We start from the raw sequence: 17645 nt of genomic DNA on the forward strand, positions 1-17645 counted from the left end.
GCAGCTCTCAGGCGCCGGCGGCCTGGAGGGTAGGGGTGTCGCCCAGTTCGGGGATGGTCGCCATGCTCTCGGCGGAGAACATGCGGCGGCCCTCCAGCTGCCAGTGCTCGTGTTGCTCCAGCAACACCGCCCCGACTAGGCGGATGATCGCAGGGTCGTTGGGAAAAATGCCCACGACCCTGGTGCGGCGCTTGATCTCCTCGTTCACCCGCTCCAGCAGGTTGGTGCTCCAGATCTTGCGCCAGTGGTCCTTGGGGAAGTGGCGGAAAGCCAGCACGTCCTCCTTGGCCTCGTGCATGAGCGCAGCGGCCTTGGGGAAGCGCTCCGCCAGCGAGGCCGCCAGATCATCCCAGCGCGACTCGATCTCCTCAGCGGTTTCTTGGGCGAACACGCTGCGCAGGGCAGCGGTGACCATGCCTTGGTGAGCCCTGGGAACACACTGCAGCAGGTTGCGGGCAAAATGCACCCGGCAGCGCTGCCAGACGCAGCCCTGCAATTGCCTGCGGATCGCCTTGGTGAGGCCGCTGTGGGCGTCAGAGATCACCAGCTTGACGCCACCCAGACCCCGCTCTTTGAGGTGGGAGATGAACTCCGCCCAGAAGGGCTCGCTCTCACTGTTACCCACCTTGAGGCCCAGCAACTCCCGGCGCCCGTCCTCGTTGACCCCCATGGCGACGACGACAGCGCGGGAGCAGACCTGCTGGGCCTTGCCCAGGCGCCCCTTGAGGTAGGTGGCATCCAGGTAGACGTAGGCGTAGCTGCTGCTCTCCAGCGGCCGGCCCAGGAACGCCTGCACCTGCTGGTCGATGTCCTGACAGATGCGGCTCACCTGCGACTTGGAGATGCCGCTCTGGGAACCCAGCGCCGCCACTAGGGAATCCACCTTGCGGGTCGAGACGCCACTGATGTAGGCCTCCATGATCACCGCGTACAGGGCCTGATCGACCCTGCGGCGGGGCTCGAGGATCGTGGGCAGGAAGCTGCCGGCTCGCAGTTTGGGGATCTGCAGGGCGAGATCCCCCACCTGGGTGGTCAGGGTGCGAGGCCGGTAGCCATTGCGTTGGTTGACCCGCTCCTCGCTGCGCTCATGGCGATCGGCACCGACCACAGCGGAGGCCTCCAGTTCGATCAGCTGCTGCAGGCCGTAGCGGGCCAGCTCGGGGATCAGCTCACCGGCGCTGCTGCCATCGAGTAGCGCCGCCAGTTCAGGCACGGCAGCATGGTGCTTGGGCATGGTTCGTCTGGTTGAGGTGGTACTCGAACCAGGGAAACGGGCCTGCCCACCCGGGGTCCCCACGAATCCAGCGCCCGAGGCGCTGAATTCGCGGGGTGCCCCGCCCCTTGCAACGCCAGCCGCTGAGCCGATCGCTTGAGGTGCGGACGCTCAGCCCCGGCTACGCCGGGGCTGAGGCCCAGGGGAATTACACCACTGCGGGGGACGCAGGCCGGATGTGCTGGAGTGAATTTACAGTGATACTTAATGGGTGTTGCGTCCTGAGGGGGGCAGGGGATAAGTTTCATCAAATATGTCAAATATCTGCGGAATTATGTTTATTAGGACAAAAAGAAAGAGTATGCTTAAAAAGTACATGTATGCTTTGCCAGAGGCTAGCAATGTCGTTAAGATCATCTTATCGAGAGTTTGCCACCTATTTTCGCGCACTTCTGGAGATTGGCAAGCCCTCACTACTCCGGTCTGGGACCTTCTAACCGCCAGGGGCCGGTACGGAGCGCCGCTAACATAATCCTTGAAGAGCTCTTGTCGGTTTGATTTCAGTCGGCGTCTCGGGTAGTGATTGCTTGAGCTGTCGGCGCGCATTGACCCTACCTACAATCCAGCTAAGCAGATCCGGTGCTAGATCAATCACGGTCACCCTCACCCTGCGCTAGCAGGGCCGCGATGTCTGGCAGTTCCTTGAAACTGCCTGGGTACCCATCACCACGGTTGGTCGATGCCATACTTGTTACCTTATTACTTAGGTCATATGAACAAACAAAGAGTCGTCTCTGACGGCTCAGCGGTAGGCTATAAAGTTTGCATTTGAACGGCGACAAGTTCCGCTTTCTGAATGGATACGGGAAATTTTGGAAGTGGTTCTGATCATCTTCTGGAGCCCAGTCAAATGTTGCACTTGATGTCATCATTCTTCTCCAATGTGCTATGTGGATTCATGCAAAATTGAACTTTGCCTAATGTTTCTTGTCGGTATTATCTGCATATGTGCTACTTAACTTATTTTGCCTAGTCCCTCGAGTAAATCAGCTTCCATTTTTTCCAGTAAGGTTTTGCGGCAATATCTCTCCTCAGCCAGCTGCCTCCCCTTGCGACCTAAGCGTGTTCTTAGTTCCCTATCCTTCGACAGCCGTCTAATCGCTGTTGCAAAGCCTTTTGCATCCCCCGGTTCGACGCGAATCCCTGCTTCTTCAGTCAGCCCTCCTAATTCACTGCTGGCCGGGGAGCTGGCTACCACAGGCCGGCCACTGGCAAGTATCCCTAATAGCTTTGATGGCATTACCAAGTCTGCTGCATCTGCTTTTTGTGGTAGCAAATGTACATCGGCGAGGTTTAGCCAGTCATTTATTCTTTTTGCAGGCTGCAAGGGCAATAGCATTACATTGCTTAGACCCTCAACGTATCTTTTTAGCAATGCTTTAGTGGGACCTTCTCCTGCAAGTAGCCAAACTATGCCTGGATTATCGGCCAATATATGAATAGCTTTGGCCAGTACGTCAAGACCCTGCTTGTTATTCATAGAGCCTGAGTATAGTAGCACAATTGTCTCATTGCTAATATTTAGCTCACGTCGGTAGGGATTGCTTACTCGCTGTATCCCCTCCTGTGGTTGGATTGCTTTTAGATCAACCCAATTAGGCAGCATGTATGCCCTCTTTGGTTGGACCCCTTTGGCGATCACCCTTTGTCGCATCGCCTCACTGATTGTGCTGACTTTGCTGAATGCTTGCAGGGTGCTGCTTTCCCAGGTTTCGGCGAGTCTCCTGATCCATCTGCCCTTCAGCATCCCTAGTTCAAAAGCTGCATCTAGCTCGAAGTCTTGAATATGAAGCCAGGTTGTTGTGGCCACGCCACAAAGTTTCCCAAGCAGCAGTGCTCCCGGTGCACAGAAGAAGGCAGGCGCCACTGTGATCACTACATCCGGTCGCCAAATCCGTTGGGCCAGCAGTACTGGCAGGCTACTGAGCGCAAAGCTAGCCAAGTGAATTAATCTGCTAAGTCCACTAGGGCGGCTTGGCACCCATAGGGGGCAGCGCCAGATAGCAACTTCCCGCCTTAACTCTTTCCGGTAGCGGTTGGCGACAGCTCGCCATTGAGGAAAGTAAGGTGGAGCGGTTATGACACGCACCTCATGACCCCTGCCAGCCAGCCATTCAGCCAGCTCACCGCTGTATTTACCTATGCCTACTGGCTCGGGTGAGTAGTTCAGGCCATAGAGAAGTATTTTCATCCATTACCTCTAGCTTCTTTGCTAGCTTGAAGCAAGTCACTTTTGAATGACACCTGGGTACCATGAGTTGGAGATTTCATTGCAAGCCAATGAATGATTTCAAGTTGACATTGCCGAACAAAGGCATTGGCCTAGTTACTAGGCTGTCGTATCTTTTCAGAATTTATCCTTGCATATTTTGAGAACGAATTGTAATATTCTCTCCCCAAAATTCTAGCCCCCTCTTGGGAAATGTGGCAATCATCATACATGTACGACGGAGTGATTTCCTTATCTGAATCTGCGCTTATAAAGTTCCTTGTATTTGTTAAACGACATTTCTTTGGGCTTTACGGATGGATTCCGAGTATTGTTCCTTGCGCAGACTCAGAAGGGTAATGCCAAAATAACTCTCGGAAATTTTTTCGGGTTTTATCAATGATCCTGATAAGCTATTTTCATAGGTTTTTTTCTTCCTGTTCATTTTTACATTTTATAGAATCCTCCAAGTGAATATCAGTTTGAGAGCCCGTACCATTTTACCCTGGTGCCAAAATAAAACATGTGGCTTGAGCTTTTTACGCACTATAATTTCGAGAACCGCTGCGTGACGGTCTGCCAAATATCCATGTGACCAATTTAAGGCACTTGACCCACCCTTACCAAAAGCAACAATCAAAATAGGCCCTCTAGCACCCCTGGCCAGCTCAGTCGCATAACTTATAATTTTATTGCCGCCCATCCCATCCGCGGACAAAAGTGGTTCTTTGTAACGATAACAGCGACCAGTTTCCCAGTCAAGTTGACAAAGATGGTTGAGTATTTCCACCTGTGCCGGTGAAATACAGAGTTGGCTGAATTTGATTGTCCAAAATAGCCCATAACTATCGAGTCCTTTGGACAGGTAGTTTCTGTATAATCGAATATTGGGGACCTCGAAAAATCAAGAATTTCACACCTACACCCGCTTACAAAAAACGCCTTGCGGCGCCAAAGGATCTAATAATTTGCACATCAATACGGCTGAGTTGAATCAGGCGGCCTCATGCAAATTATTGCTCATGCGAGCGTAAATGCACTATTTGTTCTTAGAAGATATCGCAGGAAGTTGAATGTCAGGTTCTTGAGATCCCACCATGCTTTGTTTCTCTCAAGCCCAATCTTTCTAGTCATCTTGCCACCCATAGACATGGTCATGCAGCCAAAAACATGTTCCACACAAGCTTTTATTGCTGATTTAATACGGTTACGCTCTTTGGCTGTGTCGCTTGGCGGGTGATTGCGGCTGCCTTTTTCGTGAATGCAACTTTAAAAACCGCCAAGATTCAGTAGGTTTTCAAAGCACTCGCCTGCATAGGCAGAATCTGCCCAAACATAATCATTTGTGTTCTCAGGATCGAGAAGCATTGGCAGCATCTGACTGTTATGGATATTGGCCGGTGTCACGGCATAGCGCCTGATTAATCCATGTTCCACGTCGATACAGATATTGTTCTTGTAGCCGTAGCGATTGATGCCGTTCTTTTTAATCCATCGCGCATCTAAGTCCCTCTGCCGCAATCGATTTGGGTTCTCTTCCAAACCTTCAGGCATGCGATTCTCTTTGATCTCCTTGTTGTCTTCTCTGCTATTTCGCTGCCTTGGAACTGGTACTAGCGTTGCATCAATGATCTGACCGCCACGGGCTTCGAGACCATGGGACCGAAGGTATGACTCAAACTTTTCAAATAGCTCTTCGATCACTCCGGCCTTGCGAAGCCTTTCTCAAAAAAAGGCGAGAGTAGTAGCATCGGGAATATCGTTGATTACGCCTAGGCCAACAAACTCTTCAAAAGAACGGCGATCATTTACCTGTAATTCAGTTTCATCATCGCTCAAATTGAAAAGCTGTTGAAGTACCAGCATTTTGAAGAGGATCAGCGGATCAATTCTCCGCCGATCAGCATTGCTTTTGCGCATAACCTTTTTCGAGCAGTGGGCGAAATGATTCCCAAGGAATCGACTGGGAGAGTCGCTCAAGAACAGGCTTTTAGTTTTGAGCTTTTCAGCCTGTGCTGCTCGTCTCAGAAGCCTCTCTGGCCCATACAAGGCATGCAATCAACTATTCAAATTTTAAGCTATTGTCGCCTTAGCGCAAGGGCGAATCGTATTTTTCGAGGCGCCCTATTGTCGGAAACCAAAATGATCCCGATTGGTAAACTTGCTCAAATATCTGATAAGCACGTATAGCCTTGTTTTGAAAAAATATAAATGCGACACCCAGGATGTGTGTTGCTGTCATTAAGGCAGCCATGGCCAGCTTTAGTTGTTTTCGTGCCTGCATCACATTTGTTGCTAAGGCTATGGCTGTGCTGACGCGCCTTCATTGCAAACAGTATGTCGATTTGATACACCTTGTCGAGACCTTCCTGATCCGTTTGGAGCATTCTGCGGCCATTCCCCGATTCACTTCGCTTGATCCTTTGACGAGGAGGTCTAGGGATCAGATCAGGGCTTCCATTTCTTCTGAATTGTCGATTTGCCCTGGCTCTTCACTAATTTTACATTTCGTAATCACTCCGGCAGCGTGCAGCCGCTTGCGTAACCGTTTCTGTCAGCTTGCCAAGATCGACCCCCTGGCCTGGGTTTTGGCCGATTGCTAGTGCTACGGTCCAGGCCAGCTGCGTCGATTAGATCCCGCCATGCGCGATGCCATCACTGGGCTGATTGGTCGTTACGACCAGCAGGGCCGCTACCTCGACCGTTCCGCGATCGATCGGATCTCCTCCTACTACTCCGAGTCTGGCTTGCGCCTGGCGGCGGTGGAGCTGATCAACCGGGAGGCGGCGGCGATCGTGCGTGAGGCCGCCCAGCGCCTCTGGTTGGCCGATCCCGAGCTGATTCTGCCAGGGGGCAACGCCTACACCACGCGCAGGCTTTCCGCCTGCCTGCGGGACATGGACTATTTCCTCCGCTACGCCAGCTACGCCCTGATCGCCGGCGATTCAACCATCCTCGATGAGCGGGTGCTCAACGGGCTCGACGACACCTATAAGAGCTTGGGGGTGCCGACCGGTCCAACCGTGCGCAGCATTGCCCTGCTGGCTGATGTGGTTTGCGAATTGCTGCTGGATACCGGTGTGAGCGACACCACGGCTGTGCGCGCCCCCTTTGAGCACCTCTGCCGCGGCCTTGGCGCCACCAACCTGCGGGCGCGTTAGGGCTTCAGGTTCCATGCTGTTAACCCAGGCCCCGTCTTTCCTCCCTGTGCTGCCTCCAGTCAATTCCGCCCATCGCCTCGCGCTGGCCCCGATCGCCACCCCCCACCGGCTGCTGCTCGGTCCGGGCCCATCCAACGCCCATCCGACCGTGCTGGAGGCCCTGGCCCGCACCCCGATCGGCCACCTGGATCCCCTCTACATCGAGCTGATGGGGGAGGTGCAGGAGCTGCTGCGCTATGCCTGGCAAACCGACAACCGTCTCACCATTCCTATGAGCGGCACCGGCAGCGCCGCCATGGAGGCCACCCTGGCCAACACGATTGAGCCCGGTGAGAAGGTTCTGGTGGCAGTGAAGGGCTATTTCGGCCTGCGCCTGGCCGACATGGCTGGTCGCTACCGGGCCGAGGTGGTGACGATCGAGAAGCCCTGGGGGGAGGCCTTCAGCCTCGAGGAGCTGGAGCAGGCCCTCTTAAGCCACCGCCCCAAGATCCTGGCGATCGTGCATGCCGAAACCTCCACCGGTATTTGCCAGCCCGTCGAGGGGATTGGCGATCTATGTCGCAAGTACGACTGCCTGCTGCTACTGGACACGGTGACTTCCCTGGGGGCAGTGCCCATCTACCTGGATGAGTGGAAGGTGGACCTGGCCTACAGCTGCTCCCAGAAGGGCCTGAGTTGCCCACCGGGGCTGGGCCCCTTCAGCATGGGGCCGCGGGCGGAGGCCAAGATGCTGGCCCGGCAGGGCAAGGTGCCCAACTGGTACCTCGATGTCAGCTTGCTCAACAAGTATTGGGGCAGCGATCGGGTCTACCACCACACAGCGCCCGTAAATATGAATTTCGGTCTGCGCGAGGCCTTGCGACTGCTTGCTGAGGAGGGCTTGGAGGCGGCCTGGGCCCGCCACCGCAGCAATGCGGAGCGCCTCTGGGCTGGCATGGAGCGCCTGGGACTGGAGCTCCATGCCCCCCAGCACCTGCGCCTTCCCACCCTCACCACCGTGAGAATTCCCGCCGGAGTGGACGGCAAGGCCTTCACTTCGCACCTGCTCAACAGCCACGGCATCGAGGTGGGCGGCGGCCTCGGCGCCCTCGCTGGCAAGGTGTGGCGCATCGGTCTGATGGGCTACAACAGCCAGCCCGAAAATGTTGACCGCCTGCTCAATCTGTTTGAAAGCGAGTTGCCGGCGTTCCGCCCCGGGGCCGCCCTTGCTGGCGCCGCCGTTTAAACCACTCCCCCAGCTGGGCTGAGGCCTGCTCCGCCAGTAGGCCGCCGACCACCTCCAGCCGGTGGTGGGCACTGGCGTGGCTGGCCAAGTTCAGACAACTTCCCAGGGCCCCGCGCTTGGTATCGGCTGCGCCGAACACCACCCTGCCGACCCGCGCCTGCACCAGCGCCCCGGCACACATGGGGCAGGGTTCCAGATTGACCACCAGGGTGCAGTCGTTGAAACGCCAGTCGCGCCGAAGCCGTGCAGCCTGCCCCAGGGCGACCAGTTCGGCATGGCCCAGGGGGTCCCCTGTGTTTGAGCGGCGGTTGCTGCCCCAGCCAATGCACTTGCCGCATCCATCTAGCAGCACTGCCGCCACGGGAATTTCGCCCCTTTCCCCAGCCCTGGCGCCCTGGCGCAACACACGCCCCATCCAGAGCTCCAGCAGGGCAGGAGGCGGTTTGTTTGCTGGTGGAACTGCCACTGGCAACTGCTGGCGCGGTTCCCCCCCCTTGTAGTCCACTCTCCAGGGGGCCCGCAGGTGAGAATGGGGAGATCTGTTGCTGACCCGTTGGCAAGCTCGCCACCTGCCCCGCAGGCGATCCAGCCCCTGCCCTTTGCCAGCCCAGAGCATCTGGATCCCCAGCTTCAGGATTTCCTGGAGCTGGCCTCGCGCCAGCTGTGCGCCTGGCTGGGCAGTGCCAGCCAGCGTTCCCCCCTGCCGGGTCTGGGCGTGCTGCCTGCGGTGGAGCCCGAGGCCCAGGGCCTGGCCCCCGAGCTGCTCCTGTCCGATCTGCAGCTGGTGATGGATGGGGCCTACAACCCCAACCATCCCGGCGCCCTGGCCCACCTGGATCCCCCGCCCCTGGCGGCCTCCATTGCAGCCGATCTGATCTGCGCCGGCCTCAACAACAACCTGCTCGCCGAGGAGCTCTCGCCGAGCCTTACCCGGCTGGAGCGCAGCCTCACCGCCTGGTTGGCCGGCCAGCTGGGCATGCCCCCGGGCAGTGGCGGCGTGGGGGCCAGTGGCGGCACCCTCTCCAACTTGATGGCCCTGGTTGCCGCCCGGCGCAGTCGGGGTCTGGCCACCGATAGTCGGGCGGTGGTGGTCGCCAGTGCGGATGCCCATGTCTCGATGGCCAAGGCGCTGGCGGTGATGGGCCTGCCGCCCGAGGCCCTCTGCCCGATTGCGGTGGATGGCGCCGGCCGCCTGCTTCCCCACGCCCTCGAGCAGGAAGTGGACCGGTTGGAGCGGGCCGGCCAGCCGGTAATTGCCGTGGTGGCCACGGCCGGCACCACCGTGCGCGGCGCCGTGGACCCCTTGGAGGCGATCGCCGATCTCTGCGTGAGGCGAGATTTGTGGCTGCATGTGGATGGGGCGATCGGTGCCGTTTTCGGCCTGGTGCCAGCGCACCGTTTCCGGGTGGCCGGGCTGGAGCGCGCTGATTCGATCACGATCAATCCCCAGAAGGTGCTGGGCATCACCAAGACCTCCTCCCTGCTGTTGCTGGCCCAACCCCAGGCCCTGGCCCAGGCCTTTCAAACCGGCCTGCCCTACATGGAGCCCAGCTGGGGCGGGGGCCATGGCGGTGAAACGGGCCTGCAGGGCACCCGCCCGGCGGAGGTGCTCAAGCTCTGGTTGGGCTTGCGTCAGCTAGGTCTCAGTGGCATCGGCGCGGTGCTGGATGGGGCCATAGCTCGGCGCCGCCAGCTCCAGGCCCTGCTGGGTGCCAGCGAGCGTCTGCAGTTGCGCTGCGGCTCCTTCCACCTGCTGGCCTTTACCCCCCGGCAGCTGGATGTCGAGGCGGCGGCGCACTGGAGCCAGCAGACACGCCAACTCCTGCTCCAGCATCAATTGATGCTCTCGCGGCCCCAGTACGTCGGCCGCCACCATCTCAAGGCCGTGCTGGGCAATCCCCACACCCGCAGCGAGCACCTCGAAACTCTCGCCAGCCTCGTGCAAGCCAGCCTGGATGGCCTGCCATGAGCGGGCCCGAACCCCAGCCGGGCCGCTGGGTTGCGATCGTGACCGGTGCGATTTCGATCCTGATCGGCGTCCTCTATCTGGCCTTGATCGCAGTGCTGGATAGCCGCGGTCCACTCCAACCCCCGCCACCGGAGGCGATGGGCGGGGGGGCGGCAGAGGTGCAGTTCACTCGCTCGGAGGCCGGGGCGCCAAGCTCGGCTGCCTCGCCTGCAGGGGCTGCACCACCCGGTTGAGGGCCGCCTCGAGGAAACGGCTTAGGGCCCCCTCGCGCCGGTTGAGGTCGTATTGCTGCTGCACCACTTCCTGCAGGCCGCCATCGCCCCAGTCTTGGTCTCGCTCGAAGTAGGTGATGAAACTCAGCCCGGCAATCCGGGTCAGCCAGGCGGCACTGACGGCCTGCAGGGCCCGACTCACCACCAGGGCGGGCACATTGAGGCTGAGGGCCGTGGCGAGCAGCCCCACTCCCCCCTTGACCAGCCCTAGGCCGGCCATGGTCCGCCCCACCGACAGGGCCAGGTCTTGAGCGCTCTTGCGGCTGAGGCTGATGCCATACACCCGGGCAATCTCCACCACCATCTGGGCATTTACCGCCGCCGCGCCGAGCAGATCCAGGCCCGGCAGGGGGGTGACTGCCAGCACCCCAGCTCCTATCCACATGTGGCGATCGACAATCGCCTCGCTGTCGCTGCGGCGTTGACGCGCCAGCAGGGAGCGGCTCGCTTGGCTGAGGCGCCGGCACTGGAGCAGCAGGTTGTCGGCGATCAACTCCTCCCCATCGGCATGCAGCACCACGGCGATGCGGCGCAGCAGGGGCTCCACCTCAGGGGCGGGCTGCAGGGGCCTGCCCCCCGGCATCGGCACGCTCTGGGGGGCCGCACTGGCTGCAACCACATCCTCGGCGGCCACCCTGCCGCGGCTGCGCTGGCGCAGCAGCTGCAGCAGGCGGGCCTCTTCCTGCTCACCGCGCAGGTCGCATTTATTGAGAACGAGCATCAGGCGCTTGCCCAGGCTGGCCAGGGCATCGAACACCTCCAGTTCGGCGGCGCGCAGGTCCCCATCCACCACCAGCAGCAGCAGGTCGGCCTTGCTGGCCTGCTCCCGGGCCAGGAGTTCGCGCTCCAACCCCGCCGCCCCGGCCTCCAGGATGCCAGGGGTATCCACCAGCCACACCCCCCGCTGCAGGCCCTTGAGTCGCAGGCGGTAGCGCTGGCTCTGAACGGTGGAGCCCATGGCGGCGCCAACCTGACCCACCAGCTCCTGCAGCAGGGCCCGGATCAGGGAGGTCTTGCCGGCCGAACCGACCCCAAACAGCACGATCACCAGGTCGCCCCGCTCCAGTTCGGCGGCCATCCGTTTGCGTTCCTGCTGCAGGGCTTCCCGCTCCACCGCATCCCTGACCCGCTCAAGGGTCTGGTCGATGCCCGCCAGGTTCTGGGCGGCTGCCTGGCGGCGGTTGGTCGGCGCTGGCCTCTCGGCCCCTCCTGCCGGCCGGCCCCTGGCCTCCCAGGCGCTCCGCAGCCAGGGCCAGGCCAGCTGCACCAGCAACAGGGCCCCAGCCGCAAAAATCAGCAGAAAAACCGGCTGGACTATCCAGTAGGGCAGATACCAGCTCAGCTGCAGGTAGAGGGTGTTGATGCCCTGCAGCACCAGCCCCACGGCGATCAGGGCCACCAGGGCCAGGCCGGCCAGGAGCCACAGGCGGATGCGGGTTTTCACGCGAGGGGTTGCATCAATTCAGGGCCGCGTTGAGCGGATGATCTCGCCCCAGAGACCTGCAGCAAGGGCGCTGCTGGCCCGGCTGGGACTGTTGTCATCGTTGCCCAGCCAGATCCCCACCACCCAGTGGCGCCTGGGTTCGTAGCCGACGAAGAGCAAGTCGCGGCTGGAGTTGGTGGTGCCCGTCTTGCCCCCCTCCGCTCCCCCCAGGCTGGCCATCTGGCCCGTGCCCCGCTGCACCACGGCACGCAGCAGCTGCTGCATTGTCTGGGCGGTTTGGCTACTGGTCACTCGCCGGCCCGCCGCCAGGGTGGCCGTTTGACGGCACTGGGCCGAAGCCTGGCCGGCGCAGGCCTCGGCGTCGGTGAGGCGGCGGATCGTGGTGGGCATATGCCAGGTGCCACCGTTGGCGATGGCGGCGTAGGCAGCGGTGAGCTCCAGCAGGGTCACCTCGCTCTGGCCGAGGGCGAGTCCCGGAACCGGCGCCAGCGGGCTGGTGATGCCGAGATCCTGGGCCTTCTGCACCAGGGCCTCCAGGCCTACCCTTTGGGCCAGGCGCAGGGCGGCCGTATTGCTGCTGAGTGCAAAGGCTGAGATCAGGCTCTGGCTGCCCTGGCAGCTGCTGGCAAAGGTCTGACCCCGCCAGTTCAGGGGAGCGCAGCTGATCCGGTCTGTGGGTTTGCTGCCCCGTTCCAGGGCCACCAAGTAAGGAATCAGTTTGAAGGTGCTGCCGGGTTGCCTCAGGGCCATGGAGGCCCGGTTGAACTGGCTCTGGCGGTAGTCCCGCCCGCCGGCAATGGCCAGGATGCCGCCTGAGCGGTAGTCGATCACCACCACGGCCCCTTCCCCCACCCCCAGCCCCTTGCTGATGTTGAGCCGCTGGCGCAGGAGCCGTTCCACCTGTTCCTGCAGGCCCCGGTCGAGGTGGGTGTCGATCAAAAAGTTCCCCTCCACCGCCACCTCCTCACCCACCAGGGCGATCAGATCGCGGCGCGCCTGGTCTGAATAGAAGGGAGCCCCCCGCAGGGATGCCCTGGCGGCGCAGGCTTTGGGGGAAAGGCGTAAGGGGCTGCGTCTGGCGCGGCGGGCCCGATCCGCCGAGATGCGGCCGGTTTCGGCCATTTTGGCCAACACCCCATTGCGGGCCTCCAGGGCCGCCTGGGGATCGAAACAGGGGTCGTAGCCATTGGGCGAGGGCAGCAGACCCACCAGCAGGGCGGCCTCCTCAAGCTCGAGCCCGCTGGCGGCTTTGGCGAAGTAGTGGCGGGAGGCGTCTTCAAATCCCCAGCCCACCCCCAGATACACCCGGTTGAGATAGTTCAGCAGCAGGTCGCGCTTGCTGAAACGGGCTTCGAGCTGCAGGGCCACCAGCAATTCGCGCCACTTGCGCCCCAGGGTTTCCCCCTGGCCCACCTGGTCGGGGTAGAGGCTGCGGGCCAGCTGCTGGGTGAGGGTGCTGCCCCCTTCGAGCACCCGCCCACCCAGCACGTTGGTCACCAGGGCCCGCGCCGTGCCCACCGGATCAACGCCGGGATGCCACCAGAAGCGGCTGTCCTCACTGGCCAACAGTGCATCGATGAGTACCGCGGGGTAGTCGCGTAGGCCCTGGCGCTCCCGGTGCTCCAGGGTATCTGCTGTCGTCAGGGGTTTGCCCTTGCTGTCGTAGAGCACCAGCGGGCCGCGCACGGTGGCGAGACTGCCCCGGATCGGCACCTGGAGCAGCGACAGGCCCAGCAGGCTGAGCCCCCCAAATGCCACGGCCGCCAGGGCCAGGCTGCCCCCCCGCAGCAGCCGCTGCAGGCGGGGCAGGGGCCGGATCTGGAAATCCAGTTCGGGCAGGCCCGCCTCCTGGCTGGGTCCAAACCGCAGACAGTCGCCATCGCGCAGCAGCAGTTGTGCCACCCGCCGACCCTGCCACCAGAGCCCATTGGTTGAGTTCTCGTCGCTCAGCAGCCAGTGGGGCCCGCGCCTCTCCAGCAGGGCGTGGTGGCGGCTAACTGCCTGGTGATCAACGCAGATCTGACAGTCGCTGTCCCGACCGATGCGATAGGCGCCAGGGTGCAGGGCGAGCAGGCGGGTGGGCTGGCCGGGCAGGTGGATGCGCAGCTGGGCCGTCGCCGGCTGGCTAAACCGCTGCCAGCGACGGCGCAGGCCTTCAAGGCTGGCGTTGGCCATGGCTCCCCAGCAGTTCGATGGCGAAACACAGCACCGCCAGGTTGATTGACACATCGGCCAGGTTGAACACCGGAAAGGACACCGGCACCAGGGCCAGGAAATCCACCACCGCCCCCAGCCGCCAGCGATCGAGCCCATTGCCGAGCGCCCCGCCCAGCAGCAGCCCTACCCCGAGGCAGCGGGCCAGGGGCATCGCCGCCTGGCGCCGGATCCAGAGGGTCGCCCCGATGGCCACCAGCAAACTCACCAGGCCGAGGAGCTGGGGGTTGCCGCTGAACAGGCTGAAGGCCGCTCCCGTGTTGTGGGTCAACTGCAGGGCCAGCAGGCCCGGCAGCAGGGTTGTGGTGCCGGTGGCCGGCAGCTGGGCCAGCGCCCAGGCCTTGCTGAGCTGGTCGAGCAGCACCACCAATGCAGCTATGGCGAAGGCCAGGGCTCGGGGCCTTCTCATGATTCCACCAGCAGCAGCCGGCGCAGCAGCAGGGCCACCACGGCCACGGCACAGCAGAGCAGCAGCTGGGGCAGCAAGGGGGCGAGGCTGTAACTGATCAGTAGGTGGCCCAGGTTTGCCCCCCAGCGGCCGGCCAGGGCCCCCAGTAGGAGGTTGGCGAGGCCGCAGAGCTGCACCGTCGCCAGCCCCACCACCGCTGCCCCAAAGAGGTTGACCAGGTCGTTCATGCCCGCCTGGCGGGCCAGCTTGCCGCTCAGCCAGGCGGCCGGGATGAAGCCAGCCAGGTAGCCGAAGCCTGGGTCGAGCAGGTAGGCGGTGCCCCCTCCGCCCTGGAACACCGGCAACTGGAACAGGCCCAGGCTCAGGTAGGCGACCGCCGCCAGCATGCCGCTGCGGGGGCCACACACCAGGGCCGCAACCAGCAGGGCGGGCACCTGCAGGGTGATCGGCAGGTTTGCCAGCATCCAGCTGCCGTTGCCGGCGGGCAGGGGGGCGGCGGCCTGAATCAGCCCACCGACCAGGATCAGCAGCACACCGGCGATTGAGCCGCTCCAGGTGGCTAGGGCCCGCAAGTCATACCCCGTGGTTGCAATCCATTTTGGGGGGTCGCGCCATCGGCCTCGCTACCCTTAAACCAGCTTTTATGCCCATGGACCAGTTCGACTTGGGAGCAGGCGTGCAGCTCAGGGTCCAGCCCCGATACCTCAAAACCGCTGACGCGATGCCGATGCTGCGTCCGCCCGACCTGGTTGATCCGGCCGAGGTGGGTGAGGTGATGGCGATCAAGGCCGGCAACCAGCTGGCCGTTCGCTTTCGCCGCGGCATTTTTTTGTTTGAGAGGAGTCAGTTGAGATTGGTCAGCTAAAGACCCGGCTGAGCGGATGGTTTTGCCAGGCCTGCTGGGCCGCAGCCAGGGCCTGGGCCGGACCACAGAGGCTGAGGGCCGGGGACCCCAGGTGCCGCTGGGCCACGGCCATCAGGGTTTCGGCGTCGAGCCGCTCGGCCCGATCCAGGCACTCGGATACAAAGTGCTCGCCCAGGCCATGGCCGAGCACCAGGGCCTGGCGATCGGCGATCTGGCTGCAGGTCTGGCGCCCCATGGCGTCCTGGCCGCGGTATTTGGCTTTGGCCAGGGCCAGTTCGCCTTGGCTGAGTGGCGTTTCAAGCAGCCTTTGCCACTCCTCGAGCACTGCGGTGGTGGCTTCCCCCGCCCGCTCAGCAGAGGTGGAGAGGTGCCAGATGAAAGGTGTGGCGCCGCGCCGGGCCGGCAGGTGAACGCCCACGTCGTAGGCCAGGCCACGCTCTTCGCGTAGGGCCATAAACAGCCGGCTGGACATCCCCAGGCCGAGGTGGGCATGGAGCACCCTCAGGGCCAGGGCATCGGGATCGCCCAGGGGCACGGTGGCAACTCCGAGCAACAGCACCAGCTGTTCGGTGTCCTGTTCAAGCAGGGCGATGGGCTGGCCGCAGGCGGGGGCCAGCGGTCCCGGCTCGTAGCGCGGAGCTGCCGTGGTCCAGGGAAAGTGCCCCAGGGCCCCATCGAAGCTCTCGGCTAGCTGGGCGGGCAGATCCCCGCAGGCCACTAGCAGGGCGCCCCCAGCCCCCAGGGGCGCCACCAGCGCTGCAAGTTGGTCCCTCTGCAGTTCAGCCAACTCCTGCTCCACCCCCAGGGGGTCGTGGCCGTAGGGGCCGCCGCCGAACAGTTGCCCGCGCAGCTGGTCGTGGGCCAACTGGAAGGGATCCTCGCGCTGGCGCAGCAGGTTCTGCAGGTTGAGATCCCTCTCCAGCTCAAATTGGTCCTGGCTCAGCCAGGGATCCCGCGCCATCGCCACCAAAAGGGGCAACAATTGCTCTGCGTCACTGCTGGCACATTTGAGGCTCAGCACCAGGCTGTCTTCACTGGCTTCGCAGCGCAGGGCCGCGCCTCTGCCCTCCACCAGATCGGCCAGGGCTTCGGCGCCGTAGTCACCACAGCCCCTGGTCATCAACCCTGCCAGCAACTGGGCCGCTCCCCGCTGCCCCGGCTGATCGGCGCTGCTGCCGCCCCGAATCCAGAGCCGGCTGGCCACAATTTCCGGACCGGGCCGGCGTTGCCAGACCAGGGGCAGCCCCCCCGAGAGGTCCGTGCTCTGCCAGCTGGCAAGTTGACTGGTCATGCCGGCACCGCTTCAAGTACGCAGGCCCGGCTCGGATCCAGCAGGGGCACCACCTGGTCCAGCAGCTCCTGGCTGCTCCAGCTCTCGATCTCGGCCAAGGGCAGGGCCAGGGCCTGGTGCCGCCCCCAAAGCCTGTTGTTGCCGATCAGGCCGGCCAGTCCACCCGCGGCCTCCAGGCCAAAGCGATAGCCGTTGGCCACCAGGCGCTGGGCCCGCAGCCACTCCGGCTTGGTTAAGCCCTGCTCCTGGAGCTCTGCCCAAACCTGGGCGATCGCCCGGTGCACGGCGCCGAGTTCATCGGCTTCGCAGATCGCCTCCAGCAGGGCGAAGCTGCCGCTCTCCATCACGTGCAGGTCCAGATCGATGCTCTCGACAATGCGCAGCTGCTCCCGCAGCCGCTCCACCAGCAGGCTGCGCCGCCCCTCGGCCAGCACGGTGGTGAGCAGGTCTGCTCCCATCACGCCGTGGAGATCGCTGGCGGGGGGCAGGCCCCAGAGCATCAGCAGCCGGGCCGATTCCAGCCTAGGCACCGTGATCCGGTGCAGCCCGGGCTGCACCGCCAGGGCTGGTGGCGGCGGCGGTTCGTCGATCGCGCCCAGTTGGGCCAGGGCGCTCGCACCGATCCCTTCTTTGAGCTGCAGGAAGTCGGCGCCCCCACAGAGGGCCAGTACGCAGCGATTGGCGCCGTAGAGACGCCGGTGGAAATCGGCCATGGCCTCGGGTGTCTGGGCGGCCAGCAGCTCGCGGCGCCCCAGGATCGGTTCGCCGTAGGCATGGCCCGGACAGCCCAGCCGCAGCAGCTGTTGCAGGGCGATTTCGTCGGGCTGGTCCTCGCTTTGGGCCAGCTCTTCGAGCACCACCTGGCGCTCCATTTCAAAGGCCCGGGGTTCGAGGCTGGGATGGAGCACCAGATCCAGCAGCAGCTCCAGGGCCTGGGCTGCCGACTCGGGGGGCACCAGCACGTGGTAGTGCACGTCATCGAAGCCCGTGGCGGCATTGCTGCTGCCGCCCATCGCTTCAATTTTGAGGTCAAATTCGCCCGGACCCAGCCGCTGGCTGCCCTTGAAAACCATGTGCTCGAGAAAGTGAGCCAGACCGCTTTCCGGGGCTTTCTCAAAGATGCTGCCGGCCCGGCACCAGAAGTCGAGACACACCAGGGGAGAATCGGCCAGCTGCAGCTGGACAAGCGTGGCGCCGTTGGCCAGCTGGAGCTCAGTGGGCTCGGCCAGGCCTGGCAACTGGGGTGCGGTCGGGGCCGATGTCAAGGCTCAGATGCGTGGCAGGATCTGCATTCTGCTGGCTGCCATCTCCCC

15 protein-coding genes are annotated in these 17645 nt (G+C 62.5%); 4 read left to right on the plus strand and 11 right to left on the minus strand.

Annotated features, from left to right (window positions below; genetic code table 11):
- Positions 1 to 7: 7 nt before the first annotated feature.
- The 4 genes from H8F27_RS13650 to H8F27_RS17745 form a co-directional block, all read right to left on the minus strand.
- Entirely contained in the window at positions 8 to 1234 is a 1227-nt protein-coding gene (locus H8F27_RS13650; protein ID WP_197147971.1) for an IS256 family transposase, read from the minus strand.
- 994 nt (positions 1235 to 2228) lie between these two features.
- Complete coding sequence (locus tag H8F27_RS13655; protein WP_197148744.1) at positions 2229 to 3464, minus strand: glycosyltransferase WbuB; 1236 nt, start codon at positions 3462 to 3464, stop codon at positions 2229 to 2231.
- Between the two features lie 1287 nt (positions 3465 to 4751).
- The gene (locus tag H8F27_RS17740) at positions 4752 to 5186 is read right to left on the minus strand and encodes a transposase (RefSeq protein ID WP_231596292.1); all 435 of its coding nucleotides are present in this window, start codon (positions 5184 to 5186) and stop codon (positions 4752 to 4754) included.
- Positions 5187 to 5207: 21 nt separating this feature from the next.
- Positions 5208 to 5462 carry a transposase gene (locus H8F27_RS17745; RefSeq protein ID WP_231596293.1) on the minus strand — a complete coding sequence of 85 codons (255 nt, stop codon included), beginning with the start codon at positions 5460 to 5462 and terminating at the stop codon, positions 5208 to 5210.
- A gap of 662 nt (positions 5463 to 6124) precedes the next feature.
- Here H8F27_RS17745 and H8F27_RS13665 point away from each other — a divergent pair.
- Positions 6125 to 6643 (plus strand): allophycocyanin subunit beta, encoded by a 519-nt coding sequence (locus H8F27_RS13665; protein ID WP_197148745.1) that lies wholly within the window; start codon positions 6125 to 6127, stop codon positions 6641 to 6643.
- 13 nt (positions 6644 to 6656) lie between these two features.
- Complete coding sequence (locus tag H8F27_RS13670) at positions 6657 to 7868, plus strand: alanine--glyoxylate aminotransferase family protein (protein ID WP_197148746.1); 1212 nt, start codon at positions 6657 to 6659, stop codon at positions 7866 to 7868.
- Here the strand turns inward: H8F27_RS13670 and H8F27_RS13675 are convergent.
- Complete coding sequence (locus H8F27_RS13675; RefSeq protein WP_370594420.1) at positions 7801 to 8334, minus strand: nucleoside deaminase; 534 nt, start codon at positions 8332 to 8334, stop codon at positions 7801 to 7803. The two genes, H8F27_RS13670 and H8F27_RS13675, sit on opposite strands and share 68 nt — an antisense overlap.
- 87 nt (positions 8335 to 8421) lie before the next feature.
- Here H8F27_RS13675 and H8F27_RS13680 point away from each other — a divergent pair, with 87 nt between their 5' ends.
- Entirely contained in the window at positions 8422 to 9837 is a 1416-nt protein-coding gene (locus tag H8F27_RS13680) for a pyridoxal-dependent decarboxylase (RefSeq protein ID WP_231596294.1), read from the plus strand.
- A 165-nt stretch (positions 9838 to 10002) separates the two neighbouring features.
- Here the strand turns inward: H8F27_RS13680 and H8F27_RS13685 are convergent, their stop codons facing one another.
- Genes H8F27_RS13685 through H8F27_RS13700 form a run of 4 tightly spaced genes read right to left on the minus strand, consistent with a single transcriptional unit; the run spans position 10003 to position 14748 of the window.
- Complete coding sequence (locus H8F27_RS13685; protein ID WP_197148748.1) at positions 10003 to 11553, minus strand: YcjF family protein; 1551 nt, start codon at positions 11551 to 11553, stop codon at positions 10003 to 10005.
- 18 nt (positions 11554 to 11571) lie between these two features.
- Positions 11572 to 13728 carry a transglycosylase domain-containing protein gene (locus H8F27_RS13690; RefSeq protein WP_197148756.1) on the minus strand — a complete coding sequence of 719 codons (2157 nt, stop codon included), beginning with the start codon at positions 13726 to 13728 and terminating at the stop codon, positions 11572 to 11574.
- Entirely contained in the window at positions 13709 to 14176 is a 468-nt protein-coding gene (gene lspA, locus H8F27_RS13695; protein ID WP_197148758.1) for a signal peptidase II, read from the minus strand. The genes H8F27_RS13690 and lspA overlap by 20 nt, the downstream gene beginning before the upstream one ends.
- Complete coding sequence (locus tag H8F27_RS13700; RefSeq protein WP_197148760.1) at positions 14173 to 14748, minus strand: biotin transporter BioY; 576 nt, start codon at positions 14746 to 14748, stop codon at positions 14173 to 14175. Before H8F27_RS13700 ends, lspA begins: the two co-directional genes overlap by 4 nt.
- Positions 14749 to 14825: 77 nt before the next feature.
- On the opposite strand from H8F27_RS13700, the gene H8F27_RS13705 reads away from it, so the two are divergent.
- The gene (locus tag H8F27_RS13705) at positions 14826 to 15041 is read left to right on the plus strand and encodes an NAD(P)H dehydrogenase assembly family protein (protein ID WP_197148762.1); all 216 of its coding nucleotides are present in this window, start codon (positions 14826 to 14828) and stop codon (positions 15039 to 15041) included.
- Here the strand turns inward: H8F27_RS13705 and H8F27_RS13710 are convergent.
- Complete coding sequence (locus H8F27_RS13710; protein ID WP_197148763.1) at positions 15034 to 16332, minus strand: pitrilysin family protein; 1299 nt, start codon at positions 16330 to 16332, stop codon at positions 15034 to 15036. The two genes, H8F27_RS13705 and H8F27_RS13710, sit on opposite strands and share 8 nt — an antisense overlap.
- On the minus strand, positions 16329 to 17597 hold the full coding sequence (locus H8F27_RS13715; protein WP_197148764.1) for a pitrilysin family protein: 1269 nt from the start codon (positions 17595 to 17597) through the stop codon (positions 16329 to 16331). The genes H8F27_RS13710 and H8F27_RS13715 overlap by 4 nt, the downstream gene beginning before the upstream one ends.
- Between the last annotated feature and the right edge of the window lie 48 nt (positions 17598 to 17645).

It is taken from the genome of Synechococcus sp. CBW1108 (genome assembly GCF_015840335.1).
Lineage (GTDB): Bacteria > Cyanobacteriota > Cyanobacteriia > PCC-6307 > Cyanobiaceae > Cyanobium_A.

Coding starts and splice junctions, on each gene's coding strand:
- H8F27_RS13705 (WP_197148762.1), top strand. CDS start 14,826: ATGGACCAGTTCGACTTGGGAGCAGGCGTGCAGCTCAGGGTCCAGCCC.
- H8F27_RS13665 (WP_197148745.1), top strand. CDS start 6,125: ATGCGCGATGCCATCACTGGGCTGATTGGTCGTTACGACCAGCAGGGC.
- lspA (WP_197148758.1), bottom strand. CDS start 14,176: ATGAGAAGGCCCCGAGCCCTGGCCTTCGCCATAGCTGCATTGGTGGTG.
- H8F27_RS13690 (WP_197148756.1), bottom strand. CDS start 13,728: ATGGCCAACGCCAGCCTTGAAGGCCTGCGCCGTCGCTGGCAGCGGTTT.
- H8F27_RS13670 (WP_197148746.1), top strand. CDS start 6,657: ATGCTGTTAACCCAGGCCCCGTCTTTCCTCCCTGTGCTGCCTCCAGTC.
- H8F27_RS13655 (WP_197148744.1), bottom strand. CDS start 3,464: ATGAAAATACTTCTCTATGGCCTGAACTACTCACCCGAGCCAGTAGGC.
- H8F27_RS13650 (WP_197147971.1), bottom strand. CDS start 1,234: ATGCCCAAGCACCATGCTGCCGTGCCTGAACTGGCGGCGCTACTCGAT.
- H8F27_RS13710 (WP_197148763.1), bottom strand. CDS start 16,332: ATGACCAGTCAACTTGCCAGCTGGCAGAGCACGGACCTCTCGGGGGGG.